Raw genomic sequence first — 17,170 nt, forward strand, 5'->3', positions numbered from 1 at the left:
GTCGCGAATCCGAAGGCGGACGCGGCGCTGCTCGAATATGTCTCGCAGGCGGGCGGGCCGGGTGTCAAACGCGCGCTCACCGTGCTGTTGGAGTCGCTGGACGAGCGGGAGACGACAGCGCGACACCCCCTCAGTCAGCTTCGCTGACAGCTCCCCCTCAAGGGGGAGCAAAGGGATGGAGCCCACCAAGGCCGGACCACAAAAGGGATGAGCCGGGCGGAGGCCCGGCTCAGAAGAGCAAAGCCCGAGAGCGGAACGCTACTGCTTGATGGCGAGGACGGCCTGATAGACCTGCTTGCGGTTGGCGAGCGTGCCGTCGGGCAGCGGGTGTTCGCCGACGACCTGCGTGATCGCCTCCTTGATGCGCAGGCCGTCCTCGAGCGCGCGGTCGATGGCGAGCACAGCCAGATCCTCGACGGACAGCGTACTCGGCGCCACGGCGGCCGCCTCCTCGTCGGAGGCGCCGGCGACGACGAGCACCATCTCGCCGCGCGGCGGATCGTTGTGCACACTGTCGCGGATCTCGGCGATCGTGCCACGGCGGATCTGCTCGTAGTCCTTGGTGAGTTCGCGGCACAGGGCCATGCGGCGGTTCGGGCCGAACGCGTCGAGCAGATCGTCCATCGAATCGTCGATGCGGTGCAGCGTCTCGTAGAACACGATCGTGCGGCGTTCGCCCTGCAGCATGCGCAGATGCTGCACGCGTTCGGAATGCTTACGCGGCAGGAAGCCCTCGTAGCAGAAGCGGTCGGTCGGCAGGCCGGACAGGGCGAGCGCGTCGAGCACGGCGGACGGGCCGGGCGCGCAGGTGACGGGCAGATCGCGTTCGATGGCCCGGCGCACGATCGCCAGTCCCGGATCGTTGATCGTGGGCATGCCCGCGTCGGAGACGACGAGCACGGTCGCGCCGGTCTCCACGTTGTCGAGCAGGCCGTCGGCCTTGTCGCGCTCGTTGTGGTCGTGGTAGGCGACGACGCGGCCGTTCACGTGTACGCCGAGACGGTTCGCGAGGTCGTAGAGGCGGCGCGTGTCCTCGGCGGCGACGATGTCGGCGTGCTCGAGCAGCGCGCGCAGGCGTGCGGACGCGTCGCCCACGTTGCCGATCGGGGTGGCGGCGAGCACCACGGTGCCCGCCGGGATGGCGACGGCCACGGTCGCCGCCGCGCCCGCTTCCGCCACGCCGGCGCCCGCGTCCGCCCCAATCGGCCCATTCACGTCGTTCACGTTCACATCCGCTGCATTGGTCATGCCTCCAGTATCCCCCACCCCCTCGGACGCACGGGTCGACAACGCCGCGATGCCGAGTAATGTGCTCCACGGAACCGAAAACACGCGCGGTCGGAAAACGGAAAGAAGGCTGCCGAAGTGCGAACGATATGGCGTGTGTTCACCCGCGATCTGACGCGCATCCTGCGCAATCCGGTCGCCGTCGTGGTCACGTTGGGCGTGGCGATCATCCCGTCGCTGTACGCATGGTTCAACATCCTCGCGAACTGGGACCCGTACTCCGCCACCGGCAACATCCAGGTGGCGGTCGTGAACAACGACAAGGGCACCAGCTCGCCGCTCGTCGGCAAGCTGGACGCGGGCGGGCAGGTCGTCGCGCAGCTCAAGCGCAACCATCAGCTCGGCTGGCGGTTCGTCGACGAGACGACCGCGCTCAACGGCATGCAGACGGGCGACTACTACGCGGCCATCGTCCTGCCGAAGGACTTCAGTTCGAGTCTCGCCGACGCGCTCACCAGTCCGAAGCGACGCCCGAAGATCACGTACTACGTGAACGAGAAGAAGAACGCGATCGCGCCGAAGATTACCGACACGGGCGCCACCACCATCGACGAGCAGATCAACCAGACGTTCGTCGCGACCGTCGGCGACACGGTCGCGAAGGCCGTGTCGCGCGCCGGCCGCGACCTGACCGGCGCGGCCGCATCGACGCAGAGCGACGTGATCGGCGATCTCGACACCGTCGTCGACGACATCCGCGACGTGGACGCGGCGCTCGGCGACATCGAGACCACGCTCGACCAGTCCGACGGCACGATCGCGAGCGCGCGCGACACGATCGCGAAACTCCGGCGGGCCATCGCCGCCGCGCAGCGCACGTCCTCGCAGTCGGGCACGCTGCTCGCGCAGGCGCAGACCTCGTCGCAGCAGCTGTCCACGACGATGGTCGGCGCGCTCGACCAGGGTTCGGCCGGGTTGAGCGGCATCGGCGTGAAGGTGAACACGGCCGCGGGCGACGTGACCGGCACGCTCAACGGCGCGCAGGAGTCCGTCGACCGGATCCACAACGCGATCTCGACGCCGCTCGGCCAGACCGCCGGCGCGGCCGACGATCTCAAGGCCGCGCTGCGGCGTGCGGGCATCGACGAGCACACGTCCGACCCGGTCGGCCAACGCATCTGGAAGCAGGTGGACGCGCTGTCCGACGCGGTCGCGAAGCAACAGCAGCAGGTCGACGACTTCCACAAGCACACGACCGCGTTCATCGGCGCCGGCAAGGACGCGGCCACGAGCCTGTCCGGCGCGACCGGCACGGCCGTCTCCGGCGGCATCACCGGACTGAACACGGCGCGCGGCACGCTCACCGGCACGGTCATGCCGAACCTCAACGCGTCGCTGGGCTCGTTCGCCGCGTTGAACGGCACGATGGCGGGCACGCTCGTCACGCTCGCCGACACCGCCGACCAGACCGACGGGCTGCTCGGCCAGCTCGCCGACACGATCGGACAGACCAAGACGACGGTGAAGGACACGCGTGACCAGCTCGACCAGCTCATCGGCGACGTGACCGGCGTGCGCACCGACGTGGCCGCGCTCGACAGCTCCGCCGCCTACACGGCCATCAAGGACCGGCTGCATCTCGACGACAAGGAGTTCGGCAGGTTCATGGGTTCGCCGGTCGCGCTCACCACGCGCACCGTGTATCCGACCGACAACTACGGTTCGTCGGTCACGCCGTTCTACACGAACCTCGCGCTGTGGGTGGGCGGGTTCGTGCTCATCGCCATCTACAAGCTCGAAGTGGACCGCGAGCAGCGCGGCGAACTGCGTCACCTGACCGCCACGCAGGCGTATCTGGGACGCTGGCTGCTGCTCGTCACGATCGGCCTGCTGCAGGCGGTCATCGCCTGCGCGGGCGATCTCGTGCTCGGCATCCAATGCGAGCATCCGCTGCTGTTCCTGCTCGCCGGCCTCGTCTGCTCGTTCGTCTACGTGAACATCATCTACGCGCTGGCGGTCGCGTTCCGCCACATCGGCAAGGCGGTGGCCGTGATCCTCGTCATCGTGCAGATCCCGGGCGCGTCCGGCCTGTACCCGATCGAACTGATGCCGAACTTCTTCCGCGAACTGCACCCGTGGCTGCCGTTCACCTACGGCATCAACGCGATGCGCGGGCCGATCGCCGGCACGTACGCGAACCACTACTGGCTGGATCTGGGCCATCTGCTCTGCTACCTGCCGGTCGCCCTGTTCGTCGGACTCGTGGTACGCCGCTACGCGATGAACCTCAACGCGCTGTTCGACCGCCGCCTCGGCGACACCGACCTGATGATCACCGAACACGACACGATGGTCAACGAGCGTGTGCGGCTCACCTCCACGTTCCGCGTCGCCGCGGACTCCGCCGAACTGCGCGAGTTCGTCACACGCCGCGCCCGCCGGTTCTTCGACCGCTATCCGAAGATGATCGTCGCCGGCCTCGTGCTGCTCACCGTGCTGCCGTTCGTCTTCCTCATCCTCCTGTTCCTCACGCAGGCGAAGATCGCGATGCTGTCCGCGTGGATCGCGTCGATCATCATCATCGACGCGTTCCTCATCATCGTCGAATACACGCGCGAGAACTATGCGCGCGAACTGGGCGTGAGCGCGCTGAGCGCCGAACAGTTCCGCGACGTGATGCTCAACGGCTACATCTGGCGGCGCCGGCGCGCGGCGGCGCCGGAACCGGACGACGACACCGAAGACACCGAAGACCTGACCGAACGGCTGCGCGGCGTCTCCGACACGGCACAGCCCGCACCACGATCCGACGACACGAAGGGAGGCGCGCGATGAGGAACATCTGGCGCATCTTCGCCCGCGACGTGCAGCAGGCCACGCGCAACGTGATCGCGATCATCGTGGCGATGGGCCTCGTCATCGTGCCCGCGCTGTACGCGTGGTACAACATCGCCGCGAGCTGGAACCCGTACGGCAACACGAAGGCGCTCAAGGTCGCCGTCGCGAACACCGACAAAGGCTACAAATCCGACCTGATGCCGGTGCGCATCAACGTCGGCGAGACGGTGACGAGCGCATTGCGCGCCAACCACCAGCTCGACTGGCAGTTCGTCGACAAGGCGAAGGCCGTCGACGGCGTGTATTCCGGCGAATACTATGCGGCGCTCGTCATCCCGCAATCGTTCAGTGCCGACATGATGACCCTCTTCTCGCCGAAGATCCGCCACGCGAAACTCGACTACTACCTCAACGAGAAAATCAACCCGATCGCGCCGCACATCACCGACCAGGGCGCGAGCACGGTCGCCACGACCATCGACCGGACGTTCGTCAAAACACTTGGACAGGTGGCGTTGGGACTCGCCTCGAACGTCGCGCAATACGCCGACAGCCCGCAGATGCAGCAGTACGTGACGAACGCCACCCAGCACATCACGACCATGGCGACACGGCTGAAAGGCGCGGCCACGCAGGCCGACTCCTACGCGAACCTGCTCGGCGCGGCCGACGGGATCATCGCATCCACCGACCGGCTGCTCGGCTCCGCCGGCACCGGCGCGGCCGACGCGAAGAAGGCGCTCGCACAAGGTACGAAAGGCGCGAAGGACCTGAACGCGGCATTGTCCGGCGCGACCGGCGACGTCGGCGACGCGCTCGCGCAGGCGGGCGCCGCCTACGACGGCGTCGACAAGCAGATCGACCAGGCGTTCGGCGACGTGAACACGCAGACCGGGCAGGTCGCGGACGCGCTCACCACGCTCCAATCGAAAGTGAACGACCAGGCCGCCGCATACGGCGACTATGCGGCGGCGCTGCGCGCGCTCGCCGGATCGGCCACCGTCCCCGCGGTGCAGGACGCGCTGAACGCGGCCGCCGATCAGGCGCAGGACACGCAGACCAAGCTCGCCGCGGCCGCCGCCTCGCTCGGCGACGCGGCGAAACAGGTGACCGACGGCACGGCCGACATGGCCGCGACGCGACGCGATCTGAAGGCGCAGGTCGCGGCCGCGCGCAAGGCCGTCACCGACGCGGCCTCCACATACCGGTCGACATTGAAGCCGCAGATCGACGCACTCACCGCGTCGATGAGCACGATGGTCGACCAGGCCGGCGGCGTGGTCGACGGGCTCACCGCGACCACGGCGAGCGTGCGCGGCCTGTCCGGCGGCATCTCGGACGGGCTGACGAACGTGCGCACCGCATTGGGCGACGCGGCTTCGACGCTCGACAAGTCCGCGGCGAAACTCGACGACCTGAACGCGAAATTCGCGGGCGTGGCGGGCGGCGGCTCTGCGGGCGGCTCCGGGACGGACCTGTCCGCGATCACGTCCACCGATCCGGACGCGATCGCCACGATGCTTTCCGCACCCGTCGCGGTCGACCGGGAGGCGATCTACCCGATCGCGAACTACGGTTCCGCGATGGCGCCGTTCTACACGATCCTCGCGATCTGGGTGGGCGCGATCATCCTCGTCGCGATGCTCAAGGTCGCGATCTCCGACCATGAGAAGGCGAAGATCCTCGGACTCGGCAACGTGTTGCCGCTCGGCGAGGACGTGGGCCTGCGCGACGCGGTCATCATCGGACGGGCCGCCGGGCCGGGCGCGATGCTCGACGTGCTGCGCAAGCCGCGCTCCGAATCGCCGGGCAACGCGAGACGATTCGGTCTGCGCCTGCATCAGGAGTATTTCGGACGGTACATGCTGTTCGGCGTGCTCGCGCTCATGCAGGGCACGCTCGTCTGTCTCGGCGACCTGCTGTATCTGGGCGTGCAATGCGAGCATCCGATCCAGTTCATGATGGTCGGATGGCTGGCGGCGCTCGTGTTCTCGAACATCGTGTACACGCTCACCGTCTCGTTCGGCGACATCGGCAAGGCGATCGCCGTGGTACTGCTCGTCATGCAGGTGGCCGGCTCGGGCGGCACGTTCCCGGTGGAGACGCTGCCCCCGTTCTTCCAAGTGGTGTCGCGGTGGCTGCTGTTCCCGTACGCGGTGGACGCGATGCATTCGGCCATGGCCGGCGCCTACGGCATGGAGTACTGGGTGGCGATGGGCAAGCTCGCCCTGTTCCTCGTCCCCTCGCTCGTGCTCGGCCTCGTGCTGCGCAAGCCCGTGATCCGCCTCAACGACTGGATCATCCGCAACCTCGAAAGCACCAAGGTGATGTAACAGACCGGCCTGCCTCCCCGCCCCGCGGCCCGCTGCTATTCCCTGCCCCCGCTGGCGGGGGCTGTCGGCAAAGCCGACTGGAGGTGGCCCGCTCCACCAGCCGTCGCTGTTCCCGTCCCAAGGCCGCCGCTATCCCCGCCCCCGCCGGCGGGGGCTGTCGGCGAAGCCGACTGGGGGTGGTCCACTCCACCAGCCGTCGCCATCCCCCGCCCCGCAGCCGTCGCCATCCCCTGCCCCCGCTGGCGGGGGCTGTCGGCGAAGCCGACTGGGGGTGGTCCTCCCTCGCTCACGACGAACGTGCATGATTCCACACCCAACGTGCATGATTCGCAAGGCAACCTGCACGGTTCGCATGGCAACCTGCATACCCAAGGCGCCAACCTGCATAAGAAACCCGCGAACCTGCACGGTGTGGTGCCGAAGACTGCCCTCCAGCCGCACATCAGCCCCCGCAAAAAGCCCGGAATCCCACCATCCCACATTCCATCATCCCGCGCGAACGACCGGCTCTTCAGACCCCCACCCCACACGTTCGCCCACGGAGACTACACATCCCACCCCAAACCATGCAGGTTCGCCCCCGAACCATACACATAAGTCATCATCATGGTTGGTATCCGCGGCCTTCCGCCATGACGGCCATCAACGACGCCGGCAGCATCGCGTCCACGCCGGTGGACGACAGCACGCCGCCGTCCGCGGACGCGGCGAGCGGCGTCTTCGCCACGCCGGCCTTCACGCCGACGCCGTTCTTCGCGGCGATCTCGTCGCGCGTCTGCACGGCGATCTGCTCGTTGAGCTTCGCCGTGTCCGACTTCGACTGCTCCTCCTTCTGCGACTGCTCCGCCTTGGCGGCGGCGTCCTTCACGGCCTGCTGGGCGGCGCTCACCGCCTGCTGCGCGTCCGCGACCTGCTGCTGCGCCTGCCCGATCTGATCGGACGGGGTGACGACCGTCTCATCGGCCATCGCCACCTGGGGAGACAGCAACGTTGCCGCGGCAACAGCACCAACGATACCTGCCCTCGCAAGTCCTGACTTATCACGATTCGCCTATCAACAGCTTGAAAAAGGGGAGTCACGCCCGGGAACGCCAGCCAACCCAAGCTTGATGAACATCATGGCGATTGCACAAGTACTGGGAGTCCACGTCGACCAGCTCCTCCCCGCGCAATGGCCGGACCTGCGGGCCAGATGACCATCCACCAAGAATGACCGAACGATTCCGGACATAGGACTGGCCGGACAGCGACAAGCTCACACGCCCAATGCGCCGATGGGGATGACGTAGATGCCGTCTTCGCGGCGGTAGGCGTATTGGCCGATGCCAATCAATACGGCCAGGAACTCAGGGGCGCGGGTCCGGGCGTCCGGGTTTCTCAGCAATTTGGCCTTGAGACGATTCAGGTTCGCCGCCGCTTCGGGAACCTTGTCCTCGCTTGACTTGATTTCGAGACCGCCCCATCGCCCGTCCGCCAGTTCGATGATGGCATCGCATTCCAGCCCTGAGTCGTCATGGTAGTACCGCACCGGCTCCATCCCGATGTCCGGCAATGCGCGAGCGTATACCAGCAGGTCGCGCACGCACAGGTTTTCGAACAGGAACCCGAAGGTCTGCCAATCCGCGATCAGCGCTTTCGGATTCATGCCCAACACCGCGGCGGCAATGGACGGATCGGCGAAGTATCGACGCGGCTTGGTCTGCAAGCGCTTCGGCGAGCGCGCAGGCGGCACCCACCCCGGTACCGGATCGATGACGAACATGCTCTCGAACATGCTCACGTATTCGGAGACCGTGCGATCAGACACGAAATCGTCCAGATTCTCCTCGGAACCGTACATGTCCTTGCGCAGGGTCTTGAACGTAACCGCTTGGCCGACATTGCGCGACAGGGAGTTCATCAGCCGTCTGGCGACGTCCGGATTCTTGCCCAACCGGCTGACGCCTTCGGACAACGTCAACCGAACGTACTCACGAATCAGCGTCTGCGCATCGGCCACCGGCATATCGATCGCCTCGGGCCATCCGCCCCGGCATACGGCGTCCAGCAGCGCCTCCGTATCCATTGCGGTGTTCGCCGCCTCGAACTCATGGTCGAACAGCGCCTGCAAACTGACGGCGCCTGTGGAGAGTCCGGATTCCATCAGACTCATCGGATTCATCCGAATGCGACCGATGCGCCCCGCTCCGCTATGCTGCGGCAGGCTTCGTTGCCGCGGCGTCGACGACCCCGTCAACAGCCACTGGCCCTCCTTCCCCGAATCGTCGTCCACGTGATGCCGGACCTCATCCCAAATCGCGGGGACCAATTGCCATTCGTCGATGACATGCGGACGATCGCCCAACAGCATCAGGGATGGATCGGCGCGTGCCACAGCCAGATTGTTGCCGCGATCCACATAGGTGATGCTCGACGCATGGGCCCGCGCCGACCACGTCTTACCACACCATTTCGTGCCCGTGACCTCGACGGCGCCGAAAATGCGCTGGTACCGCTCGATCTGGGCGTCCACGATTCGGGGACGATAACCGGAGGGCCTGATTGCATCGCCGTCGTTCATGCTTTCCGTCGCCTTCCATGCCTCACGATGCTGACTACCAGAATCCGAACTTTCCAACGACGAAAATCCGAATCCTTCAACTACAATAATCCGAATATCTCAACTACCAAAATCCGAATTCCTCAACGATGAAAATCCGAATCGAAAGGCACGGAGCCAGGAAACGCAAGCGGTAGCGTACGAGCCGCGAGACGGGCAGGGCTCACGCCAACGCATGCGAGAATCCTGCGAAGCCACGCAATACCAGCGAACACCAGCGAAACGGAGCATCCTCTTACGGCAGGAGGCCGGCATCGTGATGATGCCGGCCTCCTCCAATGGCCTCAATGGCTGCAATAACCGCAATAACCTCAATGGGCGTATGGGCACGATAGCCACGACAACCACCAGCCCAAAACACCCACGGACCGCGGACCGCAATCCCGCAGTCGGCCGCTACTTGAGCGCCTTGCCGGCGGAGCCGAGCTCCTGGCAGGCCTCGACCACGCGAGCGGCCATCGAGGTCTCCGCCTCGCGGCCCCACGAACGCGGGTCGTAGAACTTCTTGTTGCCGACCTCGCCGTCGATCTTGAGGACCGCATCATAATGCGAGAACATGTGGCCGGCCACCGCGCGCGTGAACGCGTACTGGGTGTCGGTGTCGACGTTCATCTTGACGACGCCGTGGCTGACGGCCTCGGCGATCTCCTCCGGACGGGAGCCGGAGCCGCCGTGGAACACGAGCGCGAACGGCTTGCCGGCCGGGAAGTCGACCGCGCCGGCGGCGGAGGCGATGCGGCCGTCGACCACGGCGGTGGCGACCTCACGCTGGATGTCGCCGAGCAGGTCCGGGCGCAGCTTCACGAATCCCGGCTTGTACGCGCCGTGCACGTTGCCGAACGTGAACGCGGCCATGTAGCGGCCGCGCTCGCCGAGGCCCAGTCGCTGCGCGACCTTCACGCCGTCGGCCGGCGTCGAGTACAGCTTGTCGTTGATCTCATGGCTGTGGCCGTCCTCCTCGCCGCCGACCGCGCCGATCTCGATCTCGAGCACGGTGTGCGCCTTGACGGACTTGTCGAGCAGTTCCTCGGCGATGTCGAGGTTCTCGTCGAGCGGCACGGTGGAGCCGTCCCACATGTGCGACTGGAAGGTCGGCTCCTTGCCGTGCGCGACCTCGTCGGCCTCGTGCGCGAGCAGCGGGCGCACCCATTCGTCGAGGTACTGCTTGGCGCAGTGGTCGGTGTGGAGCGCGACGGTGATGTTCGGGTACTTCTTCGCGACCTCGTGCGCGAACGCGGCGAACGCCAGCGAACCGGTGACGCGGTCGTTCACGCTCTGGCCGGAGAAGTAGGCGGAGCCGCCGACGGACACCTGGATGATGCCGTCGGATTCGGCTTCGGCGAAGCCCTGCAGCGCGGCGTTCAGGGTCTGCGTGCTCGTCACGTTGATGGCGGGGTACGCGTAGCCGCCGCGACGTGCGGCGTCGAGCATTTCAGCATAACGTTCGGGAGTTGCGATAGTCATACGGCCATTATCGCGCCCCCGCCCGGAACACGCACGCCGGGTGATCATTCCCCGCTGTGAATTCCCGCACAAGTCACACGCCCGTCGCCTCGCGGCCATGTGCCGCGTGCCACCCCACGCCTGTTCCACGGTTCCCGTCCCGCCAAGCGTACGTTCGCGACGGGATTATCCCTCCTCATCGTGGAAAACGTACGCTGACGATTTCTCAACGTACGTTTTCCACGGTGGCGGCCGAAAACACCGCTGCGAACGTACGCCCATACCCCGCTCACCCCAAGCACCCCTCCCACATCCCCGCACGTCTCCACTCCCTCCGCCGTCATCGCGCGATAATAGGGAACCATGACCGATACCAACGCACAGCCCACATCCGAAACCACCACACCCCCCGCGGCCACAACCCCCGCGGCCGAAACCACACCCAACGCCGCAACCGCCGCCCTCACCCCCGCCGCGCTCGACGCCTATTCCGCCGACTTCAACGCCTCCCGCGCGAACCGCGTGGCCGCGACCGCCGCGACCAGCACCGGCGTGCTCAAGGCCGCGACCGACTACCGCGGCCTGCGCGCGCTGCCCCGCGACGACTTCTCGATCGAACTCAAGCAGGGTTCGATCACCGCGCAGGAGCGGTCCGGCCGCTGCTGGATGTTCGCGAGCCTCAACACGCTCCGCCATGACGTGATCCGCCGCTGGAACCTCGACGATTTCGAGTTCTCGGAGACCTACCTGTTCTTCTACGACAAGATCGAGAAGTCGAACTTCTACCTCGATCAGGTGCTGCAAACGCTCGACGAGCCGACCGATTCGCGCCTGTTCCAGGCGATCAACGACTATCCGGCGGACGACGGCGGCTGGTGGCAGATGTTCGCCTCGCTCGCCGCGAAGTACGGTCTGGTGCCGAAGTCCGCGTATCCGGAGACCGCGAATTCCCGCGATTCGGACGCGTTCACGCAATATCTCAACGCGAAGTTGCGTGAGTTCGCGCTCGAGCTGCGCGCGCGGCACGCGGCGGGCGCGAACGCCGCCGCGTTGCGTGCGCGCGTGCGCGAGCAGATGGACGACGTGTACCGCATCGTCGCGGTCGCGCTCGGCGAGCCGCCGAGGACGTTCGATTGGACGGCGCGTCAGAAGGATGACGACGATGATGCGGACGGCGCGAAGAAGGATTCCGGCGACGCCGCGAAGAAGACCGATGCCAAGAAGGCCGATGACGGGTTCGTGAAGGGCAGACTGATCAGCGAGCACGGCATCACGCCGCTCGACTTCTACGCGAAGTACGTCAAGCAGGATCTCGACGACTACGTGGGTGTGGTGAACGCGCCGATGGCGCGCACGCCGTTCGGCCACCTGTACCGTCTCGCGCACACGGGCAACGTGGTCGGCGGGCATCCGATCGAGTTCGCGAACGTGGAGATGAGCGTGTTCAAGAAGGCGGTGATCGACCAGTTGAAGAGCGGCCGTCCGGTGTGGTTCGCGTGCGACTGCGACCAGTTCTCGCTGCGCGGCGAGGGCGTGTTCAGCCGTGACGTGGTGCGCGTGGAGGACCTGTTCGGCATCGAGTACACGATGGGCAAGGGCGATCGGCTCGAATACGGCGTGAGCCCGTCGAACCACGCGATGACGCTGCTCGGCGTGAACCTCGACGCGGACGGCAACCCGGACCGGTGGAAGATCGAGAACAGCTGGGGCAAGGACGCGGGCCGCGACGGCTACTTCGTCGCCTCCGACGCCTGGTTCGACGAGTACGTGAACGAGGCCACGATCCACACGAGCGTGCTCGACGAGTCCACGCGCCGGATCTTCACGACCGAGCCGGTCCCCGTGCAGCCCTGGGAACCAATCTCCCGCGCCACCCGCTGCGCATAACCCCCACCCTCATATCTCCGCCCCGCCGGCAGAGGCTCCCGCGTTCCGACGACTATGGAGACGGGTGGGGGTCAAATCCCGCCCCCGCCGGCAGAGACTCCCGGCGAAACCGAATATCGGAACACGTTCGACGAGATTCCGCCCCCGCTGGCGGGGGCTCCCGGCGAAGCCGGGTGGGGGTGGTCCGCACGGCAGACCACGCGCCCTACGACGGCGCAACCCGTCGACCACCCTCAGTCATGCTCCGCATGACAGCTCCCACCAGCGGGAGCCAGCGGGACCCAGCGGGAGCCGGTGGAAGCCAGCGGAAACCAGCGGAACCCAGCGGAACCCAGCGGAAGCCGGCACCCATTCCCCTACAACAGCAGAGGCGGCCGCGATACGGTCGTGACATCCACGTGACATATGCGCGGGCTCACAATAAATTGTTCTCACCGTGCGCTCACGGGAACCGGAACAACCCCCTGAAAAACAAAAGAACCGTTGGCATTCCAACGGTTCTCACTGGAGCGGATGACGGGAGTCGAACCCGCCTTTAAAGCTTGGGAAGCTTTCGTTCTACCGATGAACTACATCCGCAAGGGTGCGTCTTTTGGACGCGAGCCCCCAGTCTAAACACGGTCCGGGACGTGACGCCCCATCGTCTCACTACGCGGGCACGCACCGCGCAACCCCACGCCCACATCGCCCGCACTCCGGACACCCACGTCGCCGAACCATCCAAGCCCCCGGAAACCTCACGGGCAACCCCGACAGCACTACTCCTCACGACTCGAAAGCCCGCGCCTCCCGAACCTTCCGCGCCTCCCGAATCTCCCGAACCTCCCGCACGGCCGCGGCCACCTGCTGCGGATCGGTGCGCTCGTAGGCGCTGTCGCCGCCGCCTCCCGGCCCTCCGGCGGACCGCACCACGGTTTTGGCGGACAGGTGCAGCGCGTCGACGCCCGTCGCGGCCACACGCGCGAAATCGGCCGGGCGCAGTCCGCCGCCGGCCATGATCTGGATGCGTCCGCCGGCCCAGTCGGCGAGTTCGGCGAGCGCGTCGACGCCTTCCGGCACGCTGGCCGCGCCGCCGGAGGTGAGCACGCGCGTGTATCCGAGCGCGATCAGCGTCTCCAGCGCCTCGCGTCGTCCTGCCGCCGGCACCATGTCGAACGCGCGGTGGAACGTCATGTCGACGTGCGCGCGTTCCAGCCGCGCCGCCTCCTCGTGCGCGCGGTCGATGAGCCGTCGCGCGAAGTCCTCGTCGATCGTGCCGTCCGCGCGCAGTCCGCCGACGACGACTCCGGCCGCACCGGCCTCCAGCGCGGGGCCGATGTCGGCGAGCTGCATGGTCCGGTCGTCGGCGTCGTACACGAAATCGCCGCCGCGGTTGCGGATGAGCGCCTGCACGCCGAGCGGGATGCGCGGCGGAACGGCATCCGCACCGGCAGCACCAGCGGCACCAGCGGCACCGGCAGCACCGGCAGCACCAGCGCCGGCAGCGACGGCGGCGCACAGCCGTATCGCGCCGTAGCTGGGCGTGAGCCCTCCGGTCGCGCCGAGCGCGGCGCACAGTTCGATGCGGTCCGCGCCGGCGGCCGCGGCGACGGCGGCGCCGCACGCGTCCTGCACCGCGATCTCCAATACGGGTGCGGCGGCCTGCGCAGGCCGCTTGTCCGACGCATCCTTCTTCGCATTCATCGGCATATCGTCCATGCCGGCGATTCTACCGGACTGCCGGAGGATGCGGGGCGGCGGCGCGGCCGTCGCCGCCGGCCGTTCACGCGCCGATGAACCGCAGCGGATCGTCGATGAACCGGCGCAGGCCGCGTTCGGCCGCGCCGTACAGCGAGGGGTGTTCCGCGACGGGCGGCGTGGCGACGCGCACCGTCATGTCGGCCGGTCCGACGATCTCCTCGCGCAAGCGGTTTTCGAGCACGATGGTGAGTTCGTCGCCAAAGTGCGTCCACAGGCCACCGAGCAGCACTGTGTCCACGTCGATGAGGTTGACGGCGGAGGCGATGGCGGAGACGAGCGCGTCGATGGCCCGGTCGATCACCGCGGTGATCTGCGGGTCGCCGGCGCGCCAGCCGTCGAGGAGCCGCCTGACGGCGTCCGATTTGGTGGCGAGGCCGCCGTCGGCGAGGCCGGCGGCCTCGACCATGGCGCGGCGACCCGCGTACATTTCGAGGCATCCGCGGCGGCCGCACGTGCAGCGCGGCCCGTCCATCGCGACGGACAGGTGGCCGATCTCGCCGGAGAATCCGTGCGATCCGCGGACCACTTCGCCGTCGCGCACGATGGCGCCGCCGATGCCGACGTCGGTGGAGACGTAGATGAAGGAGTCGCGTCGGTCGACGACGTCGAGGAAGTCGGCGCGTTCGGTGGCGTAGCCGGGGATCTGCGCGATGGCGGCCATTTTCGCCTCGTTGCCGGGGATGGCGTCGAGGCGTCGCACCACGTCGAAGCGCGTGAGGTCGAGGTCGGTCCAACCGAGGTTGCGGGCGACCGCCAGCCGGTTGCCGGTGATGACGCCGGGCAGGGCGAGGCCGGTGCCGGCCACCGTGCATTTGCGGCGGGCGAGCTGCTGTTCCAGCGTCGCCGTCATGGCGTCGAGCCGCGCGAACACGTGTTGCGGATCGGAGTCGGTCATGTCGTCGTTCACCCATTCGCGGCCGAGCGTGTCGCCGTTGATGTCGAGGGCGAGGCAGCCGTAGCCGTCGGTGTTGACCTGCAGGCCGATGCCGGCGATGCGGCCGCCGTGGATGCGCAGCGGCGTGCTGGGCCGGCCGTAGGATGCGGCGGCGATGGGCTCTCCTTCTTCGGCCACGCCGGATTCGAGCAGCATCGAGACGAGCAGCGACATGGTCGCCTTGGTGAGTCCGGTCTCTTTGGCGAGGTCGGCGCGGCTCATCGGGGTCTTCGCGCTCAGCAGGGCGTCGATGGTCACGGAGAGATTGTGGTTGCGCAGGTCGTCCTGGTTGATCTTCCTCAAACCGGCCATGGTGCCTGTCCTTTCGTACTGTCGTCGCGGCCTCGCGGCTTGCTTCGTTCTCGCTTCTCCCATATTCGCCATCCGATGAGCGGGTCGCGCGCCCGGAGGAATCCGAGGCGCCGGGCTTCGGGCCGTGTGGCGACGTAGACTTTCATAGTAGACGCCGCACGATGCGTTCCGACCGGCCGTCGCATGTCGCATGGCGTGCGACGCGACCTCACTTGCATCTTCATGCCGGAATACAGTATAGTTTAATCGTCTAACTTATTAGGTGCGGCGCGTCGAACCCTTGCGCGCGGCCCTCATCGAGGAGGAAACATGACTCGCACATTGGTCGCAGGAGTCGATACATCAACCCAATCAACTAAAGTCCGCATCACGGACGCCGCCACGGGCGAACAGGTGCGTTTCGGACAGGCCAAGCACCCGGACGGCACGTCCGTCAACCCCGAATACTGGTGGGAGGCGTTCCAGGCCGCCGCAGCGCAGGCCGGCGGCCTCGACGACGTGGCCGCGCTGGCGGTCGGCGGGCAGCAGCACGGCATGGTGATCCTGGACAAGCAGGGCAACGTGATCCGCGACGCGATGCTGTGGAACGACACCAGCTCGGCCCCGCAGGCCGCCGCGCTCATCGAGAAGCTCGGCTCGGCGGACGCGGTCGACGACGGCGCCACCGAAGGCGAGCCGGAGGATGTCGTCGCACGCGGCAAGCAGCGCTGGGTCAAGGCCGTCGGTTCCTCGCCGGTCGCCTCCTACACGCTCACCAAGGTCGCGTGGGTCGCCGAGAACGAACCGGAGAACGCGAAGCGCATCGCCGCGATCTGCCTGCCGCACGACTGGCTGAGCTGGCGCATCGCCGGATACGGCCCGGTCGCGGAAGGCGAGGACGCGCACCTCGACAAGCTGTTCACCGACCGCTCCGACGCGTCCGGCACCATCTACTACGATGCCGCGCACAACGAGTACCGCCGCGACCTCATCGCGATGGTGCTGGCCGCCGCCGAAGGCGAGGAGGCCGCCAAGGCCCACGCCGATGCGATCGTGCTGCCCACCGTGCTCGGCCCGCGTAAGACGGCCGCGGTGAAGGCCTCCCCCGCCATCGCCGGCAAGAGCGTCGAGGGCGGCTGCATCCTCGGCCCCGGCGGCGGCGACAACGCAATGGCCGCGCTCGGCCTCGGCATGGGCGTCGGCGACGTGTCGATCTCGCTCGGCACGTCCGGCGTGGCCGCGGCCATCGCCGAGAACCCGGTGTACGACCTGACCGGCGCGGTCTCCGGCTTCGCCGACTGCACCGGCCACTACCTGCCGCTCGCCTGCACGATCAACGGCTCGCGCATCATCGACGCCGGCCGCGCCGCCCTCGGCGTGGACTACGACGAGCTGGCCGAACTGGCGTTCCGGTCCGAGCCGGGCGCCGGCGGCATCACGCTCGTGCCGTACTTCGACGGCGAGCGCACGCCGAACCGCCCTGACGCGACCGCCTCGCTCACCGGCCTGACCCTGCACAACACCACGAAGGAGAATCTGGCGCGCGCGTTCGTCGAGGGCCTGCTGTGCTCGCAGCGCGACTGCCTGGAGCTGATCCGTTCGCTGGGCGCGCGGATCGAGCGCATTCTGCTGATCGGCGGCGGCGCGAAGTCGGTGGCGATCCGCACGCTGGCCCCGTCGATCCTCGGCATGGATGTGACCCGCCCGGCCACCGACGAGTACGTGGCGATCGGCGCGGCCCGTCAGGCCGCGTGGGTGCTGTCCGGCGAGGCCGAGCCGCCGGAGTGGAAGCTCACCATCGACGGCGTGGAGACCGGCGAGCCCACCGAGGCCGTGTACGAGGCCTACGCGAAGGCCCGCGGCTGAGGAAAACCACCG

At 67.4% G+C, this 17,170-nt stretch carries 10 protein-coding genes and 1 tRNA gene; 4 read left to right on the forward strand and 7 right to left on the reverse strand.

The annotated features are described in order from the left end of the window. Positions 1-258: 258 nt before the first annotated feature. A complete protein-coding gene (rsmI, locus tag Uis4E_RS03145; RefSeq protein WP_101621819.1) occupies positions 259-1,248 on the reverse strand; it encodes a 16S rRNA (cytidine(1402)-2'-O)-methyltransferase in 990 nt (329 codons plus the stop codon). A gap of 117 nt (positions 1,249-1,365) precedes the next feature. Between rsmI and Uis4E_RS03150 the strand changes: the two genes are divergently transcribed. Then, entirely contained in the window at positions 1,366-4,062 is a 2,697-nt protein-coding gene (locus Uis4E_RS03150) for a YhgE/Pip domain-containing protein (protein ID WP_101621820.1), read from the forward strand. Then, complete coding sequence (locus Uis4E_RS03155; RefSeq protein WP_101621821.1) at positions 4,059-6,398, forward strand: YhgE/Pip domain-containing protein; 2,340 nt, start codon at positions 4,059-4,061, stop codon at positions 6,396-6,398. The genes Uis4E_RS03150 and Uis4E_RS03155 overlap by 4 nt, the downstream gene beginning before the upstream one ends. Positions 6,399-7,002: 604 nt before the next feature. Here Uis4E_RS03155 and Uis4E_RS03165 read toward each other — a convergent pair. The 3 genes from Uis4E_RS03165 to fbaA form a co-directional block, all read right to left on the reverse strand. Further along, positions 7,003-7,365, reverse strand: a complete 363-nt coding sequence (locus tag Uis4E_RS03165; protein ID WP_101621823.1) for a hypothetical protein — start codon at positions 7,363-7,365, stop codon at positions 7,003-7,005. 288 nt (positions 7,366-7,653) lie between these two features. Beyond that, positions 7,654-8,958: an ATP-binding protein gene (locus tag Uis4E_RS03170; protein ID WP_101621824.1), complete on the reverse strand. Its 1,305-nt coding sequence runs from the start codon at positions 8,956-8,958 to the stop codon at positions 7,654-7,656. A gap of 435 nt (positions 8,959-9,393) precedes the next feature. Then, positions 9,394-10,461 carry a class II fructose-bisphosphate aldolase gene (gene fbaA, locus Uis4E_RS03175; protein WP_101621825.1) on the reverse strand — a complete coding sequence of 356 codons (1,068 nt, stop codon included), beginning with the start codon at positions 10,459-10,461 and terminating at the stop codon, positions 9,394-9,396. A 342-nt stretch (positions 10,462-10,803) separates the two neighbouring features. Between fbaA and Uis4E_RS03180 the strand changes: the two genes are divergently transcribed. Next, on the forward strand, positions 10,804-12,327 hold the full coding sequence (locus Uis4E_RS03180; protein WP_101621826.1) for a C1 family peptidase: 1,524 nt from the start codon (positions 10,804-10,806) through the stop codon (positions 12,325-12,327). Between the two features lie 505 nt (positions 12,328-12,832). Here Uis4E_RS03180 and Uis4E_RS03185 read toward each other — a convergent pair. The 3 genes from Uis4E_RS03185 to Uis4E_RS03195 all read right to left on the reverse strand — a co-directional run bounded on the left by Uis4E_RS03185 (position 12,833) and on the right by Uis4E_RS03195 (position 15,313). After that, positions 12,833-12,906: transfer RNA gene (locus Uis4E_RS03185), tRNA-Gly, on the reverse strand. Between the two features lie 186 nt (positions 12,907-13,092). After that, positions 13,093-14,016 carry a copper homeostasis protein CutC gene (locus tag Uis4E_RS03190; RefSeq protein WP_207764537.1) on the reverse strand — a complete coding sequence of 308 codons (924 nt, stop codon included), beginning with the start codon at positions 14,014-14,016 and terminating at the stop codon, positions 13,093-13,095. A 73-nt stretch (positions 14,017-14,089) separates the two neighbouring features. Then, the gene (locus Uis4E_RS03195; protein ID WP_101621827.1) at positions 14,090-15,313 is read right to left on the reverse strand and encodes an ROK family protein; all 1,224 of its coding nucleotides are present in this window, start codon (positions 15,311-15,313) and stop codon (positions 14,090-14,092) included. A 309-nt stretch (positions 15,314-15,622) separates the two neighbouring features. On the opposite strand from Uis4E_RS03195, the gene Uis4E_RS03200 reads away from it, so the two are divergent. Next, on the forward strand, positions 15,623-17,158 hold the full coding sequence (locus tag Uis4E_RS03200; RefSeq protein ID WP_101621828.1) for a xylulokinase: 1,536 nt from the start codon (positions 15,623-15,625) through the stop codon (positions 17,156-17,158). Positions 17,159-17,170 lie beyond the last annotated feature (12 nt).

The sequence above is a fragment of the Bifidobacterium parmae genome, assembly GCF_002860365.1.
Lineage (GTDB): Bacteria > Actinomycetota > Actinomycetes > Actinomycetales > Bifidobacteriaceae > Bifidobacterium > Bifidobacterium parmae.